The 22,661-nt window shown below is 70.1% G+C and carries 16 protein-coding genes and 1 pseudogene; 10 read left to right on the forward strand and 7 right to left on the reverse strand.

Features of this window, described 5'->3' with window-relative positions; genetic code table 11:
* The first annotated feature begins 6 nt into the window (after positions 1–6).
* From MTF65_RS04385 to MTF65_RS04395, 3 genes and pseudogenes are all read left to right on the forward strand, one after another.
* Positions 7–1,038 carry a LacI family DNA-binding transcriptional regulator gene (locus MTF65_RS04385; protein ID WP_243626859.1) on the forward strand — a complete coding sequence of 344 codons (1,032 nt, stop codon included), beginning with the start codon at positions 7–9 and terminating at the stop codon, positions 1,036–1,038.
* A pseudogene (locus MTF65_RS04390) lies at positions 1,035–3,252 on the forward strand (glycoside hydrolase family 3 N-terminal domain-containing protein). Before MTF65_RS04385 ends, MTF65_RS04390 begins: the two are co-directional and overlap by 4 nt.
* Positions 3,249–4,742, forward strand: coding sequence for a glycoside hydrolase family 43 protein (locus MTF65_RS04395; protein WP_243626860.1), 1,494 nt, complete (start codon positions 3,249–3,251; stop codon positions 4,740–4,742). Before MTF65_RS04390 ends, MTF65_RS04395 begins: the two are co-directional and overlap by 4 nt.
* Before the next feature lie 329 nt (positions 4,743–5,071).
* On the opposite strand, the gene MTF65_RS04400 is transcribed toward MTF65_RS04395, so the two are convergent.
* Entirely contained in the window at positions 5,072–6,103 is a 1,032-nt protein-coding gene (locus MTF65_RS04400; RefSeq protein ID WP_243626861.1) for a LacI family DNA-binding transcriptional regulator, read from the reverse strand.
* Between the two features lie 279 nt (positions 6,104–6,382).
* Between MTF65_RS04400 and MTF65_RS04405 the strand changes: the two genes are divergently transcribed.
* From MTF65_RS04405 to MTF65_RS30150, 4 genes are all read left to right on the forward strand, one after another.
* Positions 6,383–7,354 (forward strand): glycoside hydrolase family 6 protein, encoded by a 972-nt coding sequence (locus MTF65_RS04405; protein WP_243626862.1) that lies wholly within the window; start codon positions 6,383–6,385, stop codon positions 7,352–7,354.
* Between the two features lie 98 nt (positions 7,355–7,452).
* Positions 7,453–8,742, forward strand: a complete 1,290-nt coding sequence (locus tag MTF65_RS04410; RefSeq protein WP_374207150.1) for a glycoside hydrolase family 6 protein — start codon at positions 7,453–7,455, stop codon at positions 8,740–8,742.
* Between the two features lie 105 nt (positions 8,743–8,847).
* Complete coding sequence (locus MTF65_RS04415) at positions 8,848–10,278, forward strand: endo-1,4-beta-xylanase (protein ID WP_243626863.1); 1,431 nt, start codon at positions 8,848–8,850, stop codon at positions 10,276–10,278.
* The gene (locus MTF65_RS30150; protein WP_374207151.1) at positions 10,275–10,487 is read left to right on the forward strand and encodes an RICIN domain-containing protein; all 213 of its coding nucleotides are present in this window, start codon (positions 10,275–10,277) and stop codon (positions 10,485–10,487) included. The genes MTF65_RS04415 and MTF65_RS30150 overlap by 4 nt, the downstream gene beginning before the upstream one ends.
* Before the next feature lie 425 nt (positions 10,488–10,912).
* On the opposite strand, the gene araD is transcribed toward MTF65_RS30150, so the two are convergent.
* Entirely contained in the window at positions 10,913–11,650 is a 738-nt protein-coding gene (gene araD, locus MTF65_RS04425; protein ID WP_243626864.1) for an L-ribulose-5-phosphate 4-epimerase AraD, read from the reverse strand.
* Between the two features lie 326 nt (positions 11,651–11,976).
* Between araD and MTF65_RS04430 the strand changes: the two genes are divergently transcribed.
* Positions 11,977–13,053 (forward strand): LacI family DNA-binding transcriptional regulator, encoded by a 1,077-nt coding sequence (locus tag MTF65_RS04430; protein WP_374207152.1) that lies wholly within the window; start codon positions 11,977–11,979, stop codon positions 13,051–13,053.
* Positions 13,054–13,091: 38 nt separating this feature from the next.
* On the opposite strand, the gene MTF65_RS04435 is transcribed toward MTF65_RS04430, so the two are convergent.
* The 5 genes from MTF65_RS04435 to MTF65_RS04455 all read right to left on the reverse strand — a co-directional run bounded on the left by MTF65_RS04435 (position 13,092) and on the right by MTF65_RS04455 (position 19,086).
* Entirely contained in the window at positions 13,092–14,132 is a 1,041-nt protein-coding gene (locus MTF65_RS04435) for an aldose epimerase family protein (RefSeq protein ID WP_243626866.1), read from the reverse strand.
* 191 nt (positions 14,133–14,323) lie between these two features.
* Positions 14,324–15,346, reverse strand: a complete 1,023-nt coding sequence (yjfF, locus tag MTF65_RS04440) for a galactofuranose ABC transporter, permease protein YjfF (protein ID WP_243626867.1) — start codon at positions 15,344–15,346, stop codon at positions 14,324–14,326.
* Positions 15,343–16,452 carry an ABC transporter permease gene (locus MTF65_RS04445; protein ID WP_243626868.1) on the reverse strand — a complete coding sequence of 370 codons (1,110 nt, stop codon included), beginning with the start codon at positions 16,450–16,452 and terminating at the stop codon, positions 15,343–15,345. The genes yjfF and MTF65_RS04445 overlap by 4 nt, the downstream gene beginning before the upstream one ends.
* Entirely contained in the window at positions 16,449–17,984 is a 1,536-nt protein-coding gene (locus MTF65_RS04450; RefSeq protein ID WP_243626869.1) for a sugar ABC transporter ATP-binding protein, read from the reverse strand. The genes MTF65_RS04445 and MTF65_RS04450 overlap by 4 nt, the downstream gene beginning before the upstream one ends.
* 103 nt (positions 17,985–18,087) lie before the next feature.
* Complete coding sequence (locus MTF65_RS04455) at positions 18,088–19,086, reverse strand: ABC transporter substrate-binding protein (RefSeq protein ID WP_243626870.1); 999 nt, start codon at positions 19,084–19,086, stop codon at positions 18,088–18,090.
* A gap of 271 nt (positions 19,087–19,357) precedes the next feature.
* Here MTF65_RS04455 and araB point away from each other — a divergent pair, with 271 nt between their 5' ends.
* Together araB and araA are read left to right on the forward strand one after the other, a co-directional pair.
* Complete coding sequence (gene araB, locus MTF65_RS04460) at positions 19,358–21,052, forward strand: ribulokinase (RefSeq protein ID WP_243626871.1); 1,695 nt, start codon at positions 19,358–19,360, stop codon at positions 21,050–21,052.
* Positions 21,053–21,134: 82 nt separating this feature from the next.
* A complete protein-coding gene (gene araA, locus MTF65_RS04465; RefSeq protein WP_243626872.1) occupies positions 21,135–22,646 on the forward strand; it encodes an L-arabinose isomerase in 1,512 nt (503 codons plus the stop codon).
* Positions 22,647–22,661: the final 15 nt, after the last annotated feature.

The following is a 22,661-nucleotide window of genomic DNA, read 5'->3' on the forward strand; positions in this document are numbered from 1 at the left end:
GAAGTTTTGAGCGAGCAGCGTCCGACCCTGGCCGTCATCGCCGCGGAGGCAGGGGTCTCCCAGGCCACCGTGTCCAAGGTGATCAACGGCCGCTCCGATGTCGCACCCTCGACACGCGAACGGATTGAGAGCCTGCTGCGATCTCACAACTACCTGCACCCCGGCCGGCAGGGCAGGGCCCGCAGGTCGGGCCTGGTCGACTTGATCATCGGCGGTCTGGACAGCGCGTGGGCGGTGGAGATACTGCGCGGCGTCGAGGCCGAGTGCGCCCAGCGGAGCGTCGGCACCGTCGTGTCGCTCGTCCCGCCGGGCGAGGCCACGCCGTCGAGCTGGGCCGCACTGCCGGTCCTGCACCACAGCGACGGCGTCATCCTCGTCACCGCCTCGGTCACCCAGGCCCAGCGCGCCCAGGTCGAACAGGCCGGGGTCGCGCTGGTCGTCATCGACCCGATCGACCTGCCGGGCAACGGTGTGCCGAGCATCGGCGCGACCAACTGGGCGGGCGGCCTCGCCGCCACCGAGCACCTGCTGGAGCTGGGGCACCGCCGGATCGCCACGATCGGCGGGCGCAAGGAGATGCTCTGCAGCCAGGCCCGCATCGACGGGTACCGGGCCGCGCTGGAGCGGGCCGGGATCGAGGTCGACCGCGACCTGATCCGGTTCGGCGACTTCCAGCACGAGGGCGGGTTCCGGCGCGCCCAGGAACTGCTCGCCCTCCCCGAGCCGCCGACCGCCATCTTCGCCGGTAGCGACCAGCAGGCGATGGGCGTCTACGAAGCCGCCCGGCAGGGCGGGCTGAGCATTCCGCAGGACCTCAGCGTGGTCGGCTTCGACGACCTGCCGATGTGCGAATGGCTGTCACCGCCGCTGACGACGGTGCGCCAGCCGCTGGAGGAGATGGGCCGGCTCGCCGCCCGCACCCTTTTCCAACTCCTGGACGGCCAACCCCTGGTCAGCCCCCGGATGGAGCTCTCCACCGAGCTCAAGGTCCGGCTCTCCACCGCCCCTCCCCGTCCCGTCCCTAGGAGAACTCCTTGACCGAGCCCTGGCGTGACCCCCTCCTGCCCGTGTCCGTGCGAGTCGCCGATCTGCTGAAACGGATGACGCTGGAAGAGAAGGCGGGTCAGCTCGCCGGCTTCTGGGCGCTGCCCTCGGATCCGGGGACACCGGTCGCGCCGATGGAGGACGATTCAGGCGAGGCCGCGCCCGGCCTCGACGACATCGTCGCCCACGGGCTCGGCCAGCTCACCCGGGTGTACGGCACCGCGCCGATCACCGCGGAAGCCGGCATGGCGCGGCTCGCCTCGCTCCAGCGGCAGGTGACCGGATCCGGCCGGTTCGGGATACCGGCGGTCGCTCACGAGGAGTGCCTGACCGGGTTCATGACGTTCGGGGCGACGGTCTTCCCCGCGCCGCCGGCCTGGGGTGCATCCTTCGATCCCGGGCTCGTGCGCCGGATGGCCGCCGCCATCGGCGCGGGGATGCGGCGGGTCGGCGTCCACCAAGGGCTGGCTCCGGTACTCGACGTGGTCCGCGACTACCGGTGGGGCAGGACCGAGGAGTGCATCGGCGAGGATCCCTATCTCGTCGGAGCGATCGGCACCGCTTATGTGCAGGGCTTGGAGGGAGCCGGGATCGTGGCGACGCTCAAGCACTTCGCCGGGTACTCGGCCTCGCGCGGCGGCCGGAACATGGCCCCCGTCGCCTCGGGGCCGCGCGAGTTCGCCGACGTGCTGGTCGAGCCTTTCGTACGGGCACTGCGCGAGGGAGGCGCCCGGTCGGTGATGAACAGTTACACCGACGTGGACGGCGTCCCGGTGGCCGCCGACGAACGGCTGCTGACCGAGCTGCTCAGGGGTGAGCTCGGTTTCAGCGGTGTGGTCGTCGCCGACTACTACGCCGTCTCTTTCCTGGAGACCCGGCACGGCGTCACCGGATCGCGCGGCGCGGCCGGCGCGCTGGCGTTGACCGCCGGAATCGATGTCGAGCTGCCCACGGCCCGCTGCTACGGCGAGCCGCTGACCGAACTCGTGCGGTCCGGAAGCGTACCCGAGGGGCTCATCGACCGGGCCGCGGAACGGGTCCTGCTACAGAAGGCCGAGCTCGGCCTGCTCGACCCCGACTGGGAACCCGTCAAGCCCGAGCCGGTCGACCTCGACCCGCCGGAGAACCGGGCACTGGCCAGGCTCCTGGCCGAACGGTCCACCGTGCTGCTCGCCAACGACGGCATCCTGCCGCTGCAGCCGTGCCGGGTCGCGATCAGCGGGCCGTATGCCGACGACCCTCGGTCCTTCCTCGGCTGCTATTCCTTCCCCAACCACGTCGCGCTGCCCGGCGACCTCGGGCTGGAGATCCCGACGCTCGGCGAGGCGCTCACCGCTGCCGGGTTCACGGTCACCGCGGACGATCCGGACGTGAACGTGCTGGTGCGGGGACCGGGCCGGCGTGTTCGGCCGGGGCACCTCCGGAGAGGGCTGCGACGCCGAGACCCTCGACCTGCCCGGCGACCAGGCCGCACTCGCCTCCGCCGTTCTGGACTCCGGGGTGCCGACCGTCCTGGTCCTCGTCTCCGGGCGGCCCTACGCGCTCGGCACGCTGGCCGAGCGCGCATCGGCCGTGGTGCAGGTCTTCTTCCCCGGCGAGGAGGGCGGGACGGCGCTGGCCCGGATCATCAGCGGGGCCGCGGAACCGTCCGGGCGGCTGCCCGTCTCCATCCCCCGCCGGGTCGGCGGCCAGCCCGGCACCTACCTGCACGCCAGGCTCGGCGGGCACACCGACTGGAGCTCGGTGGACCCGACCCCGCTGTTCCCCTTCGGACACGGGCTGAGCTGGACCAGCTTCACCTGCTCGGAGCTCTCGGTGGATCCCGTCGCAGCGACGGACGGGGCCGTCGCCGTTTCGGTCACCGTACGCAACGTCGGCGAGGTGGCCGGGACCGAGGTGGTCCAGCTGTACCTCTCGGACCCCGTGGCGTCCGTCGTCCGGCCGCAGCGGTGGCTCGCCGGATTCGCCAGGGTCGAGCTACAGCCGGGCGCGGCCGCCCGGATCACCTTCTCCGTCCATGCCGACCGGACCTCCTTCACCGGGCTCGATCTGCGCAGAAGAGTGGAGCCCGGAAAGATCGGCGTGGCCGTCGGACGGTCCAGCGGCGATCTTCCGCTCCAGGGCTCCTTCACTTTGGAGGGCCCCGTACGCCACCCGGCGGCCGACCGGGTGCTGTCCGTGCCGGTCGAGATCGTCCCGGTTCCATGACCACGCTGTTCGATGATCCCGTCTTCGGTGATCCCGTGCTGCCCGGGTTCCGGCCCGACCCGTCCGTCTGCCGAGTGGGAGCGGACTACTACCTGGTGACGTCCAGCTTCGAATGGTTCCCGGGCCTTCCCGTGTTCCACAGCCGCGATCTCGTGAACTGGCGGCGCATCGGCTCCGCGCTCGACCGGGCGTCTCAGCTCGACCTCGACGGGTGCGAGCCCTCACGGGGTCTGTTCGCACCGACGATCCGGCACCATGACGGGGTCTTCCATCTCGTCTGCACGCTGATGGACGGCCCCGGCCATTTCGTCGTCACCGCGACCGACCCGGCGGGGCCGTGGTCGCAGCCGCACTGGCTGAACGGCGAGGGCTTCGACCCGTCGCTGTTCTTCGACGACGGGCCGGACGACGACGGCAACGGCGACGGCCGGGCATGGTTCACCGCCGCCCGCGTGCTGGACGAGGCCGCCGGCCGCACCGAGATCTGGATGCGCGAATACCTTCCCCGCGAACGACGGCTCACGGGACCCGAGCACGTCCTGTGGTCGGGAAGCCACCCGGGCGCCCGATGGTCGGAAGCCCCGCACCTCTACAAGATCGACGGCACCTATCTTCTGCTCACCGCCGAGGGCGGCACCGATGTGGACCACAGCGTGGTGGCCGCCCGCGCCGACCGCGTGACCGGCCCCTACAAGGGCGCTCCCGGCAACCCGGTGCTACCGCCCGCCAAGGGCCCGGTCACCTGCACCGGGCACGCCGACCTCGTCCAAACCCCGTACGGCGACTGGCGGGCCGTCCTCCTGGGCGTCCGCCCGGGCTCCGCCCTCGGCCGCGAGACCTTCCTCAGCCGGATCACCTGGGACGACGGCTGGCCGGTCTTCTCCCCCGTCGTCCACACCGACCTTCGCCGCCCCCTCCACGACGGCTTCGCCACCCTCTCCGCCGACTGGAGCACCCTGCGCACTCCACCCGCGCGGTTCTGGACCACCGGCGACGGGCTCCGCCTCCAGCTCCGCCCCGAACGCCTCGGCGAACGCACCACCCCGTCCCTCCTGGCCCGCCCCCAGGAACAGCCCGACTGCGACGTCTCCACCGAACTGCACTTCACCCCCGCCGCACCGGACGAACAAGCAGGCCTCGCCGTAGTCCTCGACGACGACACCCACATCCTCTTCCTTCGCACCACGGAAGGACTCAGCCTCCGCCACGGGACCGAGGTCCTGGCCGGCATTCCCGTCCCCCCGGGCCCCATTCGCCTGGGGGTCCGGATCCGCGGCTTCAGCCACACCTTCGCCCACGCGGCACCCGACGGCGCCTGGCAGGACGTGACCGCGGTCGAAGCCACCTTCCTCACCCCGCTGTTCACCAGCATCCAGTTCGGCCTCTACGCCACCTCCAACGGCCGCCCCTCCACCAACCAAGCCCACTACACGTGGTTCGACATCACGTACCCGAGCCGGCAGGAACCGCCTGGACACCAGCGTCGATGACCCACAGTCAGTCCCGGACCCCAGCCGGCGGCCCGGTGGACCCGGTCGCGCAGGCGGTCGTGGAACTCGGCGATCCAGCCCTTGTCGCGCCGGCGCCGCCGAAAGGCATGGACACGGACCACGCGGGAACGTCGGTGGGGATCGGCCGCCGCGTAGTGCCGCCCGCGACCAGGTGGCGAATCGCGTCCGCCAGCTGCCGGTGGCAGCAGCCCTCGGGCTGTCCGCGCCGGGCAGCCGGGCTGACGTGCGGGTCTGCCCGCGCCGGTCGCACCAGGGCCCTGGGGCCCCGGTACGGGTCCGTGCGTGACCCTGCCGGAAGCGCCCAGCGATCAGGCCGAGGCGGGCAGATCGGGGGCGGACTCGCGCACGGTCAGGCGCGTCGGGAGGATCAGCGGGCTGGGGCGGTGTCCTTCGATGGCACTGACCAGCATCCTGGCCATCTCCTGCCCCAGCGCCCGCACCGGCTGATGGACCGTGGTCAGCGGCGGGCTGGTGTGCCGGGCACTCGCCAGGTCATTGAAGCCGATCACCGCGACGTCCTGCGGCACCCGGAGCCCCCGTTCCCGCAAGGTGCGCAGAGCGCCGATGGCCATCGCGTCGGAGGCCGCGAACACCGCGTCGGGATCGGGGTGCGCCCGGAGCAGTCGCTCCATCGCCTCGGCGCCGCCGTCCTCGGTGAACTGCCCGGGCTCGACCCCGAGCAGCGGCAGGCCGGACAACGTCAGACCCTCGGTGAACCCCTGCTCCCGCGCGACGGCGGCCCTGGCGTCCACCTGTCCGGTGATCATGACGGGCCGTCGGCGGCCCGTGCGCGCGAAGTGCTCGGCGGCCAGGCGGGCACCGCCCCGGTTGTCGGCGTCCACGTACCACGTGGGCTCCCCGACGAGCGGGAGTCCGCCGAAGACGACGGGGAGATCGACCTCCTCGCCCAGGCGTCCCAGCGGATCGTCGCCGCGCAGCGCCATCAGCATGACGCCGTCGGCCCGGCGGGAGCGCAGCAACCGCTCGAACCGCTCCCGGCCGCGCGGGGTGTTGGCCAGCAGCAGGATCAGTTCCAGTTCCGTCTGCTCCAGCGCCGCGCTGACGCCGACGATGACCTCCGCGAAGAACGGGTCCGCGAACAGCCCCGGCTCGTCGCTGGAGACCGCCAGCACCACCGCTCCGACCCGGCGGGTCGCCAGGGCCTGCGCGGACGGATTGGGCACGAAATCCAGCTCCCGCACCGCCCGTTGGACCGCCTCCCGCTTGGCGCGGCTGACGTGCGGGGCGTTGTTGATCACCCGGGAGGCCGCCGTGCGCGACACGCCGGCTCGTGCGGCCACCTCGTCGAGAGTCGGCATGCGCTTGGGTGGCGGCTCCATGGAAAAACTGCTCCTCAGGCTCACGCGGACGGCGAACAGGCGGCCATGATTCCACGCACCGTCCCGACTTCGGACCTGCACGCGGATGATGCCCTTGGTCTCGATTTGGTAGCGCTTCCAACCTCTGGCGCCATACCGGCCACGGAGACGCTGCCGTGTTCAACCTCTTGACACACCCTGGTGACGGACCCAATCATCCCATCAGCGCGGTCCGACCCACATCGAAACTGGAAGCGCTTCCACTCCCTTCCTCGCCCCCCACCCACCGGAGGAAGAACCATGAGCAAGTCCGTCCGAGCCGCATCCGCTCTGCTGGCCGGTGTCCTCGCCACCGGTCTCGCCGTGATCAACGCCGGCCCGGCGCACGCCGCCGACCCGACCACCATGACCAGCGGCTTCTACGCCGACCCCGACAACTCCGCCCTGCGGTGGGCCAACGCGAACCCCGGCGACGGGAGGGCGGCGGCGATCCGGACGTCCATCGCCAACACCCCGGCAGCCCGCTGGTTCGGCAACTGGAGCGGCGACATCGGCACGGCCACCGGCGCCTACGTCGGCCGCGCGGACTCCTACGACAAGCTGCCGATCCTGGTCGCGTACAACATCCCCGACCGGGACATCTGCGCGGGTCACTCCGGCGGCGGCGCCGGGAGCCGCGCCGCGTACGACACCTGGATCGCCGCCTTCGCCAGTGGCATCGGCAGCCGCCCGGCCGTCGTCGTCCTCGAACCCGACGCGCTCGGCCACGAGAGCTGCATGACGGCCGGCCAGATCGCCGAGCGCAACGCCATGCTGAAGAACGCCATCGCCCAGTTCAAGGCCAAGGCACCCAACACCTGGGTCTACCTCGACGCCGGGAACCCCGGCTGGATCGGCGCCTCGACCATGGCGCAGCAGCTCGCCGCCGCCGGTGTCAGCGGGGCACGCGGCTTCGTGCTGAACGTCTCCAACTACTACACCACCGACCAGAACACCTCCTACGGCAACGCGGTCAACTCCGCCCTGGGCTCCTACGGCTACACCAAGCCGTTCGTCGTCGACACCAGCCGCAACGGCAACGGTTCCAACGGCCAGTGGTGCAACCCCGCCGGCCGCCGGATCGGTACTCCCAGCCAGCGCGGCGGCGGTGCCGAGATGCTGCTGTGGATCAAGATCCCCGGCGAGTCCGACGGCAACTGCGGCGTCGGGGCCGGCTCCTCGGCCGGGCAGTTCCTGCCCGAGGTCGCCTACAAGATGATCTACGGCTACTGACCCGTTCCCTCGCCGAAGGCCGGGCCCTGGCGCCGGGCGGACCCCCACGCGGTCCGACGCCAGGCCCGCGACCCGAACGCCCCTACCGAAGGAACCCCGTGCGTATCCCCCTGCACCGATTAGTCCTGGCAGCGAGCGCACTCACGCTGCTCCTCGGCGCCGTCGCCCCGGCCTCTGCCGGGGCGAGCTCCGCGCCGGCCTCCCACACGCTTCCCACGAACACCCGCTTCTACGTCGATCCCGACAGCGACGCGGCCCACCAGGCCGTCACCGACCTCCTCCACCGGGACTTCGAGGGCGCCAAGTCCATGGCGAAGCTGGCCAGTTGGCCGGAGGCTGTCTGGTTCACCGACGGCACTCCGGAGCAGGTCGAATCCCGCGTACGCGACCTGGTACGCCGCGCCGAGCGAACCCGGACGGTTCCCGTCCTGGTGGCCTACAACATCCCGCTGCGCGACTGCTCCCAGTACTCCTCCGGCGGTGCGCAGTCGGACGCCGAGTACCAGGCCTGGATCAGCGCCTTCGCCCGGGGGCTCGGCCGCAGCAAGGCCGTCGTCATCCTCGAACCGGACGGGCTGGCCAACCTCCCCTCCGACTGCGGTCCCGGCAGCGACCCCACCGGCGCGATCACCACCGGACGCTTCGCCGACCTCAACCACGCGATCGACACCCTGGGGCAGCAGCCGAACAGCGTCGTCTACCTGGACGCCGGCAACAGCCACTGGCGCAGCGTCGGCGACATCGCGCAACGCCTCCTCCAGGCCGGTGTCACCCGCACCCAGGGCTTCTCGCTGAACGTCTCCAACTATCTGGCCACCGATCTGTCCACCCACTACGGCACCTGGGTCTCCCAGTGCCTGTGGTTCGCCACCAAGGGCCCGGACTGGGCCAAAGGGCACCCCGACTGGTGCGCGAGCCAGTACCACTCCCCTTCAGCACCGAACGACGGGCAGCCGGGGAACTCCGTGAACGTGGACGACCCGTCCACCTGGCACTGGACCGACCGGTGGTTCCAGCAGAACGTCGGTACCCCGCCCGCGCAGGAGCTCACCCACCTCGTCGTCGACACCAGCCGCAACGGCCGGGGCGCCTGGACCCCGCCCGCAGGCAAGTACAGCGGCGACCCGCAAACCTGGTGCAACGCTCCCGGTCGCGGCATCGGCGACCGTCCGACCGCGAACACCGGCGTCCCGCTCGTCGACGCCTACCTGTGGATCAAGACCGTCGGCCAGTCCGACGGCCAGTGCAACCGCGGCATCCCGGGCGGCACCATCGACCCGGAGTACGGCATCGTCGATCCCGCGGCCGGCGTGTGGTGGCCGGAGCAGGCCAAGTCCCTCGTCCGGAACGCCAACCCCGCACTGGAGTTCAACACGGTCCTGCGCTGACCGATGGCGGGGCCCTTCCTCAGGGGCCGCCGTTCAGATCCGCTCACGCGGATTCGTTCTGCCGCGCTCCAATCCTTCCGTGATTTCTGTCCTGGAGGCTCATTCATGGGCTCAAATGCCATTCCCCCACCCACCGTCCGCCGGAAGATCGGCGGTCTTTGTACGGCCCTGGTCGTCGGCGTCCTCGGTTCGGCCGCCGCGCTGGTGGCGCCGCTGACCTCGCACGCCGCCGAGAGCACGCTCGGCGGCGCGGCGGCGCAGAGCGGCCGTTACTTCGGCACCGCCATCGCCTCGGGCAGGCTGGGCGACTCGGCGTACACGACGATCGCGGGCCGCGAGTTCAACTCGGTGACGCCCGAGAACGAGATGAAGATCGACGCCACCGAACCCCAGCAGGGCCAGTTCAACTTCACCGCCGGTGACCGCGTCTACAACTGGGCGGTGCAGAACGGCAAGCAGGTACGCGGCCACACCCTGGCCTGGCACTCCCAGCAGCCCGGCTGGATGCAGAGCCTCAGCGGCAGCACGCTGCGCCAGGCCATGACCAACCACATCAACGGCGTGATGGCCCACTACAAGGGCAAGATGGTCCAGTGGGACGTCGTGAACGAGGCCTTCGCCGACGGCAGCTCGGGAGCCCGGCGCGACTCCAACCTGCAGCGCACCGGCAACGACTGGATCGAGGTCGCCTTCCGCACCGCGCGCGCCGCCGACCCGGCCGCCAAGCTCTGCTACAACGACTACAACGTCGAGAACTGGACCTGGGCCAAAACCCAGGCCGTGTACGCCATGGTCCGGGACTTCAAGCAGCGCGGCGTGCCGATCGACTGCGTCGGCTTCCAGTCCCACTTCAACAGCGACAGCCCCTACAACAGTAACTTCCGCACCACCCTCCAGAGCTTCGCCGCCCTCGGCGTCGATGTGGCCGTCACCGAACTCGACATCCAGGGCGCCTCGGGTACGACCTACGCCAACGTGACCAACGACTGCCTGGCCGTCCCGCGCTGCCTCGGCATCACCGTCTGGGGTGTGCGCGACACCGACTCCTGGCGACCGGAGCACTCGCCGCTGCTGTTCAACGGCGACGGCAGCAAAAAGCCCGCCTACACCTCCGTCCTCAACGCACTCAACTCCGCCTCCCCTACCCCCTCGCCCGGTTCTGGACAGATCAAGGGCGTCGGGTCAGGCCGCTGCCTGGACGTGCCCGGTGCCAGCACCACCGACGGCACCCAGCTCAACCTGTGGGACTGCAACAACCGCACCAACCAGCAGTGGTCGTACACCGCCGGAGGCGAGCTCAGGGTCTACGGCAACAAGTGCCTGGACGCCGCCGGCACCGGCAACGGCTCCAAGGTCCAGATCTACAGCTGCTGGGGTGGCGACAACCAGAAATGGCGCCTCAACTCCGATGGATCCATCGTCGGAGTCCAGTCCGGCCTCTGCCTTGACGCCACCGCCAACGGCACCGCCAACGGCACCCTGATCCAGCTCTACTCCTGCTCGAACGGCAGCAACCAACGCTGGACCCGCACGTGACTTGCCGCAGCGGAGGGCCCCGACATTCGGGCAAGGTTCTCGATGTGACCGGCGCCTCGACCGCCGACGGTGCCGCGATCGCGCAGTGGGCCGACGGCAACGGGGCCAACCAGCAGTTCCGCCTGGCCGACTCCGCGGATGCGGCAGCACGCCGACTCCGGCAAGCGGTACGCACACGATTCAGAGCATTCTTCGCACAGTTCCAGTGACACGCCCGCACCATGGAGTGGAGCCAGGTTGATCCTGGCTCCACTCCGTCGTCTATCTCAGGTTGAACAACGGAGGGTGGAGCCCCGGGAACAAGCTCGCCGGACTCAGCAACGGCTCCGCCGTGGCCGCGGCCAGCGGCAATGACGGCAGCATCCGACACACCGTCCGCTACACCAACGGCACCTGGGCCACGTGGGTGTCTGAAAGCGCTTCCGTCGGGACCACGGTTCCGGGGTGTTGTGGTACCATCCTCGAACCGAAAGCCGACGACTCACCCGAGGCTCCGACGGCCTCTTCTCGCAGGTCACGCCTGTACATCAGCCCATTACCGGCCCGGCGGTCGAACGGGCGTCGGAGCCAAAAGAACTCGGAACTTCGGAACTCTGGTAAGCGAACGTTCGCGTCGCCGAGACGCTGCGCGGCCTCAGACGCCTGGGGCGTGAGGGACATTGCCGTAATAGGCGTCCGGTCCGTGCTTACGGGTGAAGTGCCGCTCCAGCAGATGCTTCGGCGGTTCGGAGGCGTCCCCGAGGCGGGACCCCAGCGCCAGCGTGTGCAGCGCCATCTCCGCCACGGCCTCGCAGACGATGGCGTTCTCCAGCGCGGCCTTCGCGGTGGCGCCCCAGGTGAAGGGGCCGTGCCGTGAGACGAGCGCTCCGGGGACCTCGTCGGCCCGGCGGGGGTCGCCGTCGAGCCGGGCAACGATCACCTGTCCGGTGTTGTACTCGTAGTCCTGCCCGCACTGCTCGGCGGTGAGGTCCTCCGTCACGGGGACGGGCCCGTTGAAGGTATCGGCGTGTGTCGTACCGAGCACGGGGATCGGGCGGCGTGCCTGGGCGAAGGCGACGGCGTGCGTCGAGTGCGTGTGGGTGACGCCGCCGATGGAGGGGAAGGCCCGGTAGAGGCACCGATGGGTTTCGGTGTCGGTGGACGGCCTGAGGTGGCCGTCGACGACCCGCCCGTCCTCCAGCGCCACCGCCACCAGGTCCTCCTCGGTGAGGTCGGCGTAGGAGACCCCGGACGGCTTGATGACGAAGACGCCGGCGTCTCGGTCCACTCCGCTGACGTTTCCCCAGGTGAGGGTGGCCAGACCGGCCTCCGGGATGCGCAGGTTGGCCGCGAGGACCTCGCGACGGAGGTCCTTGAGGATGGTCTCGCTCACTACGCTCTCACCGTCTCTCCGACATGCGCGGCGGTTTCTCCGGGGCCGGCGTCCGGCAGGCCCCGCAGTCGCGCATGAGTGGGCTGGACTGATCGGGGGCCGCACCAGGCACAGGCATCGCGGCTGCGCTACCGCAGCTGCCCTATCGAATTGTGAGCGCTAACAAGCAGTAATCTCAAGAGGTACGAAAAGATTCCTGCCCACAACATGCAATCAACGCTGCATAATGTGAACGCCAACATCCATACCTGGTCGACCAATCTCCCGGTCGGTCCGAGATGTGTGCGGGCCGCGGCTGGTTCGGTACCTTGAGGGAAGGCCGCTCGATGAGGAAAGGAAGAGAGTTGACCCAGCTCCCAGACGTCTCGCGAGCGCCCACGATGACGGACGTCGCGCGCGTCGCCGGCGTGTCCCATCAGACCGTTTCACGGGTGCTCAGCGACCACCCGAACGTCAGCGCCAAGACCCGGGCCGCCGTGACACAGGTCATCGAGCAGCTGGGGTACCGCCGCAACTCGGCGGCCCGGGCCCTGGCCACTCGCCGGACCCACACGCTGGGCGTCATCGCGGTGAACACCACTCTGCACGGGCCCGCCAGCACCGTGGCGGGAGTTCAAGAGGCGGCTCGGGACCGCGGCTATCTGACGTCCGCCGTCACGCTTCGGACCGCCACGCAGACAGCCCTCGCCGAGGCCATGCAGCACCTCGCCGGGTGGGGCGTTGAGGGGATCGTCGCCGTCACTCCCCAACGCGCCGCGGTGAGGGCCCTGGCGGCATTGGAAGCACCGTGCCCGGTGGTCACCGTGGAAGGCGGCCACACCCTCGACCTGCCAGGGGTGTCGCTGGACCAGAACCTCGGCGCTCGCATGATCACGGAACATCTCCTCGCCTCGGGCCACTCCACCGTGTGGCATGTCGCAGGCCCTCCCGACTGGCTCGAGAGCGAGGCCCGCACGCAGGGGTGGGAGGAGGCGCTACGAGATGCCGGCGCCGAGGTGCCACCCCTGCTGCGCGGCGACTGGAGTCCACTCTCGGGATACCAGGCCGGCCAGCAGCTCGCGGGCCGGGTCCGGGCGTCACGAGAACGGGGAGCGGGCCTCACCGCGGTGTTCGTCGCCAACGACCAGATGGCCCTCGGTGTCCTGCGGGCCTTGCGGGAAGCGGGCCTGCGCACGCCGGAGGACGTGGCGGTCGCCGGCTTCGACGACATCCCCGAGGCCGAGTTCTTCCCACCCCCGCTGACGACGATCCGTCAGGACTTCGCCTCGATCGGCCGCGACAGCATCGGGCTGCTCCTGGACCACATCGAAGGCCGGACCGACGAGTCGACGCACCTGGTGGTGGCGCCCGAGCTCATCGTGCGCGCCAGTACGGCCCGCAGGAGCGCTCCCCCCGGCGCATGACCCCCACCCACCCAGGGATGACCCCCTCGCCGCCCCTCTCAGGCAGCGACCGTGGTGAAACTGTGGATCGTGGTCGACCGGTACAGCTCACCCGGGCGCAGGAGGACCGTCGGATAGTCGGGGCGGTTCGGGGAGTCCGGGAAGTGCTGGGTTTCCAGCGCGACCCCCGCGTAGGCACGGTACGGCCTGCCTCCCTTGCCCGTGATGTCACCGGTCAGGCCTTGGGCGGTGTAGACCTGGATGCCCGGTTCCGTGGTGCGCACCTCCATGCGGCGGCCGGATGCCGGGGCGTACAACACGGCGGCCTTCCGAGGACGGGCTCGCCGGGCGCCGTCGAGGACCCAATTGTGGTCGAAGCCGCCGCCGGCGAGGGCCAGTTGCGCATCCGTATGGGTCAGGACGTCGGAGAGCCGCCGGTGCCGGCGAAGGTCGAACGGCGTGCCGCTGACCGAGCGGTGAGGGCCGTCGGGGATCAGCTCGGCGTCGACGGGGGTGTAGAGGGGGGCCTCCACCTGGAGGTGGTGGGACAGGACGTTCCCGCGCCCCTCTCCTTCGAGGTTCCAGTAGGCGTGGTTGGTGAGGTTGACGATCGTCGGCGCGTCGGCGACCGCCTGGTACGACAGGGTCAGGTTGTCAGCCCGGTCCAGCGTGTAGGTGACGCGGACGTTGAGGGCACCGGGGAATCCCTGGTCGCCGTCGGGGCTGTGCAGGAACAGGCGGACACCGGTGCGGTGCGCGGAGTGGAAGGGTTCGCACCGCCACACGCGCTGGTCGAACCCGTCGGGACCGCCGTGCAGCGTGTGCCCGTTCTCCTGGGTGGCGAGCCGGTGGGTGACGCCGTCGACGACGAGCCGGCCGCGCGCGATGCGGTTGGCGTAACGGCCCACCGTCGCACCGAAGTAGCGTGCGGAGCCCTCGCAGGCGCCGAGGTCGCGGGCGGCGAGCACCACATCGGCAGTGTGGCCCCAGCGGTCCGGCAGGGTCAGGGAATGGAGGCGGGCGCCGCGCGTGTGGACCTCCGCGCGAGCCCGGCCGGGGAAGCCGAACCGCCACCGCTCCCCCGCTCCTTCATCGGCCATGCGCAGGGGACGGCCGGTCCGCGGACAGGCGGCAGTCTGCCTGGGCTCAGCGGCCCGGTCGGTAGATTCGCATACGTGTTCCATGGCGGTGTTCCCTGGAAGTCGGTCCATCGGAGGGCGTGCCGGGAAGCGAGCTGTGATCGCGGCACTCGAATGCGGTGGCACGGGCTGATGGGCAGAAGAGCCGGGAGTCAGGCGGCGGTAGGGCGGCGTCCACTCATCAGCCGTTGCAGCACGATGAACACGAGCAGCAGGGCGCCGATGACGATCCGGGTCCACCAGGAGCTGAGCGTGCCCTGGAAGTTGACGACCGTCTGGATCATGCCGAGGACGAGCACGCCGAGGGCGGTGCCCAGGACGAAGCCGGAACCTCCGGTCAGCAGCGTGCCGCCGATCACGGTGGCGGCGATCGCGTCGAGTTCCATGCCCATGGCGTGGAGGGCGTAGCCGGAGAGCATGTAGAAGGTCAGCAGCAGGCCGCCGAGTGCGGAGCACAGGCCGCTGACGGCGTATACGGCGATCTTGGTGGAGCCCGCCGGAAGACCCATCAGGCGTGCGGAGGACTCGTTGCCGCCCAGCGCGTACACGTTGCGGCCGAAGCGCGTGTGGTGCAGGACGACGAAGGCGATCACCAGCACGGCCAGGGCGATGACCACCGGGATCGAGACGAACAGTCCTCCCGGGCCGTACAGCCGGGCCTGCGCGATTCCGGCCGTGGTGGGGTCGCTGATCGTGATGGATTCGGTGCTGATCGTGTAGCAGAGCCCGCGGGCGAGGAACATGCCGGCCAGGGTGACGATGAACGGCTGGATCTCGAAGGTGTGGATGATCCAGCCCATGAGCGTCCCGCTCGCGGCGCCGACGAGCAGGACCAGCGGAATGACGGTGGCCAGGGGCCAGCCGTGCGACTCGACCAGCCAGGCGGTGAGCATGGTCGACAGGGCCACCATGGAGCCGACGGACAGATCGATGCCGCCGGTGAGGATGACGAAGGTTGCCCCGACCGCGACGACCAGGAGGAATCCGTTGTCGATCAGCAGGTTCAGCACGACTTGCGCCGAGAGGAAGCCCTCGTAGCGCACCGATCCGACGCTGAACATGACGACCAGCAGGACGGCCGTGACGATCAGTGGGATACGGGTGCGGGTGCGCGGGGACACGGCCGCGAAGGGGCGGGTGAGTTGCGCGGCGGCGCTCGCGATGCCGGTACTCATGCGCGTACCTCCTGCTGCTGCGGGGCGGCGCCCGCCGTGGTGTGGGATCGGGGAGCGGTTGTCCCGCGGCGGTGCAGGACCTTGGCCCGGAAGACCGGGGACTGCACGAGGCAGACGACGATGACGACGAAGGCCTTGAAGACGAGGGTGGTCTCGGGTGGGACGCCGAGGGTGTAGACGGTGGTGGACAGGGTCTGGATGATCAGGGCGCCCAGGACGGTGCCGCCGAGGGAGAAGCGTCCTCCGGTCAGGGCGGTGCCGCCGACGACGACGGCGAGGATCGCGTCGAGTTCGATCCACAGGCCGGCGTTGTTGCCGTCGGCGCTGGAGACGTTGGAGCTGATCATCAGCCCGGCGACGGCGGCGCACAGCGCGCTGAAGACGTAGACCAGGGCGAGCAGACCGCCGGCGCGGATGCCGACCAGGCGGCTGGCGGCGGGGTTGCCGCCTACGGACTCGATCAGCATGCCGAGTGCGCTGCGACGGGTGATGAAGGCGGTGAGCGCGACGAGGGCGGTTGCCAGGAGGACGGCGAACGGGAAGGTCAGCCAGTAGCCGCCTCCGATCATCTTGTAGGGGCCGCTGGTCACCGTGATGATCTGGCCGTCGGTGATCAGCTGGGCGACGCCGCGGCCCGCGACCATGAGGATCAAGGTGGCCACGATGGGCTGCACCCCCAGCCCGGACACCAGGAAGCCGTTGGCGAGGCCCAGCACGAGGGCGACGCCGAGCGCGAGGGCGACGGCCGTGAGCATGGTGGCGACGCTGCCGGGATGTGCGGCGGTGGAGATGTGTCCACAGGCGAGGGCACCGGCGATGGCGACGGTGGAACCCACCGAGAGGTCGATGCCGCGGGTGGCGATGAGGAGGGTCATGCCGAGCGCCACCAGGGTGAGGGGCGCGCCGAACTGGAGGATGTCGATGAGGCTGCCGTAGAGGTGGCCGTCGCGTACCCGGACGGAGAAGAAGTCGTGGTGGAACGCGAGGTTGCCGAGGAGCAGGGCGAGCAGGATGAGCGTTGGCCACAGCAGGCGGTGGCCGGCCAGTCGTCTCCCGATCCTCCCGATTCCGCCGACCGCCTTGGACTTGGCAGGCTGGGGGGTCATGAGTCCGCTCCGGTGGCGATGGTCGTGAGGATGCGTTCGGGCGTGACGGTGTCGTCGTTCTTGAGGGTGGCCACCATGCGGTGGTCGCGGAGCACGGCGATGTGGTGGCTCAGGCGCAGGACCTCTTCGAGTTCCGCCGAGATGAACAGAACGGCGGTGCCTTCGCTCGCCAGGCGGGCCACGAGTTTCTGGATCTCCGCCTTGGCCCCGATGTCGATGCCCCGGGTGGGTTCGTCGAGGATCAGGAGCCGGGGTGCGGTCAGCAGCCAGCGCGCGAGGAGGACTTTCTGCTGGTTGCCTCCGCTGAGGTGGCGTACCTGCGCTTCGGGGTCGGCGGGGCGGATGTCCAGGGCTTCGATCCAGTGCCGTGCCAGTTCGTCCTGTTTCGCACGGGCCAGCGGCCTGGTCCAGCCGCGGGCGGCCTGCAGAGCGAGGATGATGTTCTCGCGGACCGTGAGCTCGCCCACCAGTCCCTCGGACTTGCGGTTCTCGGAGCAGAACGCGATGCCCCGGGCGATGGCGTGGCGGGGGGTGCGCAGGAGTACCTTCTTGCCCTCGATGCTCACTTCTCCGGCGTCCGCGCTGTCCGCGCCGAACAGGAGGCGCGCCACCTCGGTGCGGCCCGAGCCCAGGAGGCCGGCCAGTCCGATGACCTCGCCGGCATGGATGTCGAGGTCGTACGGTTCGATCGAGCCCGTGCGGGTCAGTTGTCGCGCCCGGAGGAACGGCTCGCCGGCCTCCCGTTCGGCCGCTTCCTCGTGGGCACGGTCGGACAGCTGGTCGAGGGCGGCCAGTTCTCCGCCGATCATGCGCTGTACCAGCGTCACCGGAGTGAGTTCGCCGATGGGGTACTCGCCTTCCAGGTGGCCGTTGCGCAGGATGGTGACGCGGTCGCAGAGATCGAATACCTGGTCGAGGAAATGCGTGACGAACAGGATGGCCACACCGAGGTCCCGCAGGCGCCGCACCAGGGTGAAGAGCTGGGCCACCTCCTCGCGATCCAGGCTGGAGGTGGGTTCGTCCAGCACGAGCACCTTCGCCGAGACGTCCACCGCCCGGACGATGGCGACCAGTTGCTGCACCGCCAGGGACTGCGAACCGAGCAGACCGGTGACGTCCAGGTCGAGGTCCAGTTCCGTCAACAGCTCTGCCGCCCGCTGCCGCATCGCGGACCAGTGGATGAGACCGAACCGGCGCGGTTCGCGCCCGATGAGGATGTTCTCGGCGACCGAGATGTTCGGGCAGAGGTTGACCTCCTGGTAGACGGTGCTGATTCCGGCCCGCTGCGCCTGGAGGGGGTCCGCGAACGCGTGGGGCCGGCCGTCGACGAGGATGGTGCCGCCGTCGGCGGGGTGAACACCGGTGAGCACCTTGATCAAGGTGGACTTCCCGGCGCCGTTCTCGCCCATCAGGGCGTGCACCTCACCGGGGAAGAGCCGCAGGGCGACTCCGTCGAGGGCGAGCACGCCCGGGAACTGCTTGCGGATGTCCTGGGCTTCCAGGACCGGCCGCGGGGTGGACGGGGATGCCATCCGCCCTCCTCTCATGGGTGGGGTGGTGGAGCGGGCTCCGGACGGTGAAGGAGGCACCTGGGCCGTCTCTGCCGGGCCTCCTCCCGCACCGGAACCTGCTGTTTCAGTAGTTCCGGGACGGCAGCGCGGCCGCGGCCTTGTCCTGCGGGAAGACACCCTCCTGGGTCTCGACACGAGTTGGCACGTTCTCCCCTGCCGCGACCTTCTTGGTCAGCTCCATCAGCTGGTCACCGAGCAGCGGGTTGCACTCCACCACGACGTTGATCTTGCCCTCGGTCATCGCGACGAAGGCGTCCTTGATTCCGTCCACCGAGATCACCTTGATGTCCGTCCCGGGCTTCTTGCCGGACTCCTCGATGGCCTGGATGGCGCCGAGGGCCATGTCGTCGTTGTGGGCGTAGAGGACGTCGATGTCCTTCTGCGACTTCAGGAACGCCTGCATGACTTCCTTGCCCTTGGCGCGGGTGAAGTCGCCCGACTGCGAGGCAACGATCTTGAACTTGCCGTCGGTACGGATGACGTCGGCGAAGCCGGCCTTGCGGTCGTTGGCGGGTGCGGAGCCCGTGGTGCCCTGGAGCTCGACGATGTTGACCGGGCCCTGCTCGTTCGCGTACGCGCTGGTCAGCCACTCGCCCGCGGACTTGCCCTCCTTGACGAAGTCCGAGCCCAGGAAGGTCTTGTAGAGGGAGGTGTCCTTGGCGTCCACGGCGCGGTCGGTGAGGATGACCGGGATGCCCGCGTCCTTGGCCTCCTTCAGCACCGTGTCCCAGCCGGACTCCACGACCGGCGAGAAGGCGATGACGTCGACCTTCTGCTGGATGAAGTTGCGGATCGCCTTGATCTGGTTCTCCTGCTTCTGCTGCGCGTCGGAGAACTTGAGGGTGATCCCGGCCTTCTTCGCCGCCTCCTGGACGGACTTGGTGTTGGCGGTACGCCAACCGCTCTCGGCGCCGACCTGGGCGAAGCCGAGGGTGATCGTGCCGTCGGAGCCCTTCGTGGCTCCCGAGGAGGAGCCGGAGGCGGGGCCCTCGGTCGAGCAGGCGGTCAACGCCGAGGAGGCGAGAAGGGCGGCGGTGAGGACGAGAGCTGCTCTGCGAGCCATGTCGAGTGTCCTTTCAGGGTGTACGGAAGAGGCGGCGCTGTCGCATTGTGAGCGCTAACAAGCCACGTTCTCAACCCCCTTGCGAGCGTTACCTGTTCGTTACCGCGTCGGGTGCGGTGCCCACGCAGACCTCTTGCCTATCGACATTGTTAGCGCTCACACTACGTGGGACCACCCCGGCCGACCGCCAGGATCGCGGGCGGCAACTCCGCCTGCCGGGGCTGCCTGCCGGGCCGCCTGCCGCCCCACGGCTCCTTCGAAAGGCACGCTGTTGACGTCACCCCATCCCTTCGCGCCCACCCCGTATTCCGAGGAATCGGAGCAGTACACGGTCGGCGTCGACTTCGGCACGCTGTCGGGCCGCGCCGTGGTGGTGCGGGTTCGCGACGGTCAGGAGCTGGCCGCGGCGGTCCACGCCTACCGGCACGGCGTCATCGACCGGCACCTGCCGCACGGCGGTGCGCAACTGCCTCCGGACTGGGCCCTGCAACACCCCCAGGACTGGCGGGACGTACTGCGTCGCGCCGTCCCGGAGGCCGTGGCGGCGGCCGGGGTCGACCCTGCCGCGGTGATCGGCATCGCCACCGATTTCACCGCGTGCACCGTCCTGCCCACGCTGGCCGACGGGACTCCCCTCGCCGAGACGGAGCTCGCCGGACGGCCACACGCGTGGCCCAAGCTGTGGAAGCACCACGCCGCCCAGTCGCATGCCGACCGCATCAACGAACTCGCCCACGCCCGCGGCGAGAAATGGATCGCCCGCTACGGCGGCCGGATCTCCGCCGAGTGGCAGTTCGCGAAGGCCCTCCAGGTCCTGGAGGAGGATCCGCTCGTCTACCAGAACTGCGCGCGGTGGATCGAGGCCGCCGACTGGATCGTGTGGCAGCTCACCGGAACCGAGTCCCGCAACGCCTGCACCGCCGGATACAAGGGCATCCACCAGGACGGCGCCTACCCGAGCGAGGAGTACCTGGCCGCGCTGAACCCCCGGTTCGCCGACTTCGCACGCACCCGCCTCGAATTCCCCCTCTCCGCGCTGGGCTCACGAGTGGGCTCGCTCAGTACCGAGGCAGCAGCTTGGACAGGGCTGCGCCCCGGTATCGCCGTGGCCGCGGGCAACGTCGACGCCCATGTCACCGCGGCGGCGGCCCAGGCCGTCGAGGACGGTCAACTGCTCGCCATCATGGGCACCTCCACCTGCCACGTCGTGAACGCTCCCGACCTCGCCGATGTCCCCGGCATCTGCGGTGTCGTGGGCGGTGGGATCGTCGAGGGAACCTACGGCTACGAGGCCGGCCAGAGCGCGGTCGGCGACATCTTCGCCTGGGTACTGGACCAAGGCGTCCCGTCGGACTACCTCGCCGAGGCCGCCGACCGCGGCGAGGACCTGCACACCCTGCTGACCCGGAAAGCCGCCGGCCAGCCGGTCGGCGGCCACGGACTGGTCGCCCTCGACTGGCTGAACGGCAACCGTTCGGTCCTCGTCGACCACCACCTGTCCGGAGTCATCGTGGGTCTCACCCTTGCGACCCGCCCCGAGGACGTCTACCGCGCGCTGCTCGAAGCCACCGCGTTCGGCACCCGCGTCATCGTGGAGGCCCTGGAAGCAGGCGGCGTACCGGTGCGCGAGTTCATCGTCGCCGGCGGACTGGCCAAGAACGAACTGCTGATGCAGATCTACTCCGACGTGCTGCGCCGCCCCGTCTCCCTGGCCGCGTCCGACCAGGGCCCCGCCCTCGGGTCGGCCATCCACGCCGCCGTGGCCGCCGGCGCGCACACCGACGTGCGAACGGCCACCGCCGCCATGGGCCGCCGACTGCCTGCCGTGTACACGCCCGACGCCTTCCGGGCCGACGCCTACGACGCACTCTTCGCCGAGTACCGGCTCCTGCACGACCACTTCGCCGCCGACGGCCTGCTGCACCGCCTGAGGAACATCCGCGACACGACCCGCACCGCAGGCTGACCCCGCCCCGCTGTTCGTTCCCGCTTCCCCACCCGCCCGCCGCCCTCACCACCGTTGCGGGACGTCACCTTCAGGAGTCCATGTGACCAGCCGAACATCCCCCGCCCAGGACATCTGGTTCCTCACCGGCAGCCAAGGCCTGTACGGGGAGGAGACGCTGAAGCAGGTCGCCGACCAGTCGCGGCAGATCGCCGCCGCGCTGGCCGACGCCTCCGGCATTCCCGCGCGCGTGGTGTGGAAGCCGGTACTGACCGACGCCGACGCCATCCGCCGGATATGCCTCGACGCGAACGCCGACGACCGGTGCATCGGGCTCATCGCCTGGATGCACACCTTCTCGCCGGCCAAGATGTGGATCGCCGGACTGGACGCGCTGCGCAAACCGTTGCTGCACCTCCACACCCAGTCGAATGTGGCCCTGCCCTGGGCCACCATCGACATGGACTTCATGAACCTCAACCAAGCCGCTCACGGAGACCGCGAGTTCGGGCACGTCCAGGCCCGTCTCGGCGTACCCCGCAAGACCGTGGCCGGCCACGTCACCGATCCGGTGACGACCGCACGCGTCGCGGTCTGGGCGCGGGCGGCCGCCGCGCGCTCCGAGCTGGCCACCCTCAAGGTCGCCCGCTTCGGCGACAACATGCGCGACGTGGCCGTCACCGAGGGCGACAAGGTCGAGGCCCAGCTGCGCTTCGGCGTCTCCGTCAACACCTACGGCGTCAATGACCTGGTGGAGGTCGTCGACAGCGCGGACGAGACGGATGTGACCTCCCTGGTCAAGGAGTACGAGGACCTGTACCACCTGACGCCGGAACTGCGACCGGGAGGCGGACGGCACGACTCGCTGCGTTACGCGGCACGCATCGAAGCCGGCCTGCGCGCCTTCCTCGAAACGGGCGGCTTCGGGGCCTTCACCACCAACTTCGAGGACCTGGGCGGACTGCGCCAGCTGCCCGGCCTCGCGGTCCAGCGGCTCATGGCCCAGGGATACGGCTTCGGAGGAGAGGGCGACTGGAAGACCGCCGTCCTGCTGCGCGCCCTCAAGGTGGCCGCCGCCGGTCTCCCGGGCGGCACCTCCTTCATGGAGGACTACACCTACGACCTGACACCCGGCAACGAGCTCATCCTCGGCGCGCACATGCTGGAAGTCTGCCCCACCATCGCGGCCGCCAGGCCCAGCTGCGAGATCCATCCCCTCGGCATCGGCGGGCGGGAGGACCCGGTGCGCCTGGTGTTCGACGCCGCCCCCGGCCCGGCCGTGGTGGTCGGGCTCGCCGACCTCGGCGACCGCTTCCGCCTGATCGCCAACGACATCGACGTGGTGGCACCCCCTCACCCGCTGCCCGCCCTGCCCGTTGCCCGCGCGGTCTGGCGGCCCCACCCCGACCTGCGGACCTCCACCGAATCCTGGCTGACGGCCGGAGGACCGCACCACACCGTCCTCAGCACCGCCCTCACCTCCGACCACCTCGACGACCTGGCGGAAATGCTCCGCCTGGAACTCGCCCTCATCGACGAGACCACCACCCCGAAGCAGTTCCGGCGCGATCTTCGCTGGAACCAGGCGTACCACCGGCTGGCACGGGGACTGTGAACCAGCGGTGACCGG

The organism is Streptomyces sp. APSN-46.1, assembly GCF_022815725.1.
Taxonomy (GTDB): domain Bacteria; phylum Actinomycetota; class Actinomycetes; order Streptomycetales; family Streptomycetaceae; genus Streptomyces.

Coding starts and splice junctions, on each gene's coding strand:
- yjfF (WP_243626867.1), bottom strand. CDS start 15,346: ATGAGTACCGGCATCGCGAGCGCCGCCGCGCAACTCACCCGCCCCTTC.
- MTF65_RS04435 (WP_243626866.1), bottom strand. CDS start 14,132: ATGGCCGATGAAGGAGCGGGGGAGCGGTGGCGGTTCGGCTTCCCCGGC.
- MTF65_RS04400 (WP_243626861.1), bottom strand. CDS start 6,103: ATGGAGCCGCCACCCAAGCGCATGCCGACTCTCGACGAGGTGGCCGCA.
- MTF65_RS04415 (WP_243626863.1), top strand. CDS start 8,848: ATGGGCTCAAATGCCATTCCCCCACCCACCGTCCGCCGGAAGATCGGC.
- MTF65_RS04455 (WP_243626870.1), bottom strand. CDS start 19,086: ATGGCTCGCAGAGCAGCTCTCGTCCTCACCGCCGCCCTTCTCGCCTCC.
- MTF65_RS04395 (WP_243626860.1), top strand. CDS start 3,249: ATGACCACGCTGTTCGATGATCCCGTCTTCGGTGATCCCGTGCTGCCC.
- MTF65_RS04405 (WP_243626862.1), top strand. CDS start 6,383: ATGAGCAAGTCCGTCCGAGCCGCATCCGCTCTGCTGGCCGGTGTCCTC.
- MTF65_RS04450 (WP_243626869.1), bottom strand. CDS start 17,984: ATGGCATCCCCGTCCACCCCGCGGCCGGTCCTGGAAGCCCAGGACATC.
- MTF65_RS04430 (WP_374207152.1), top strand. CDS start 11,977: ATGAGGAAAGGAAGAGAGTTGACCCAGCTCCCAGACGTCTCGCGAGCG.
- MTF65_RS04445 (WP_243626868.1), bottom strand. CDS start 16,452: ATGACCCCCCAGCCTGCCAAGTCCAAGGCGGTCGGCGGAATCGGGAGG.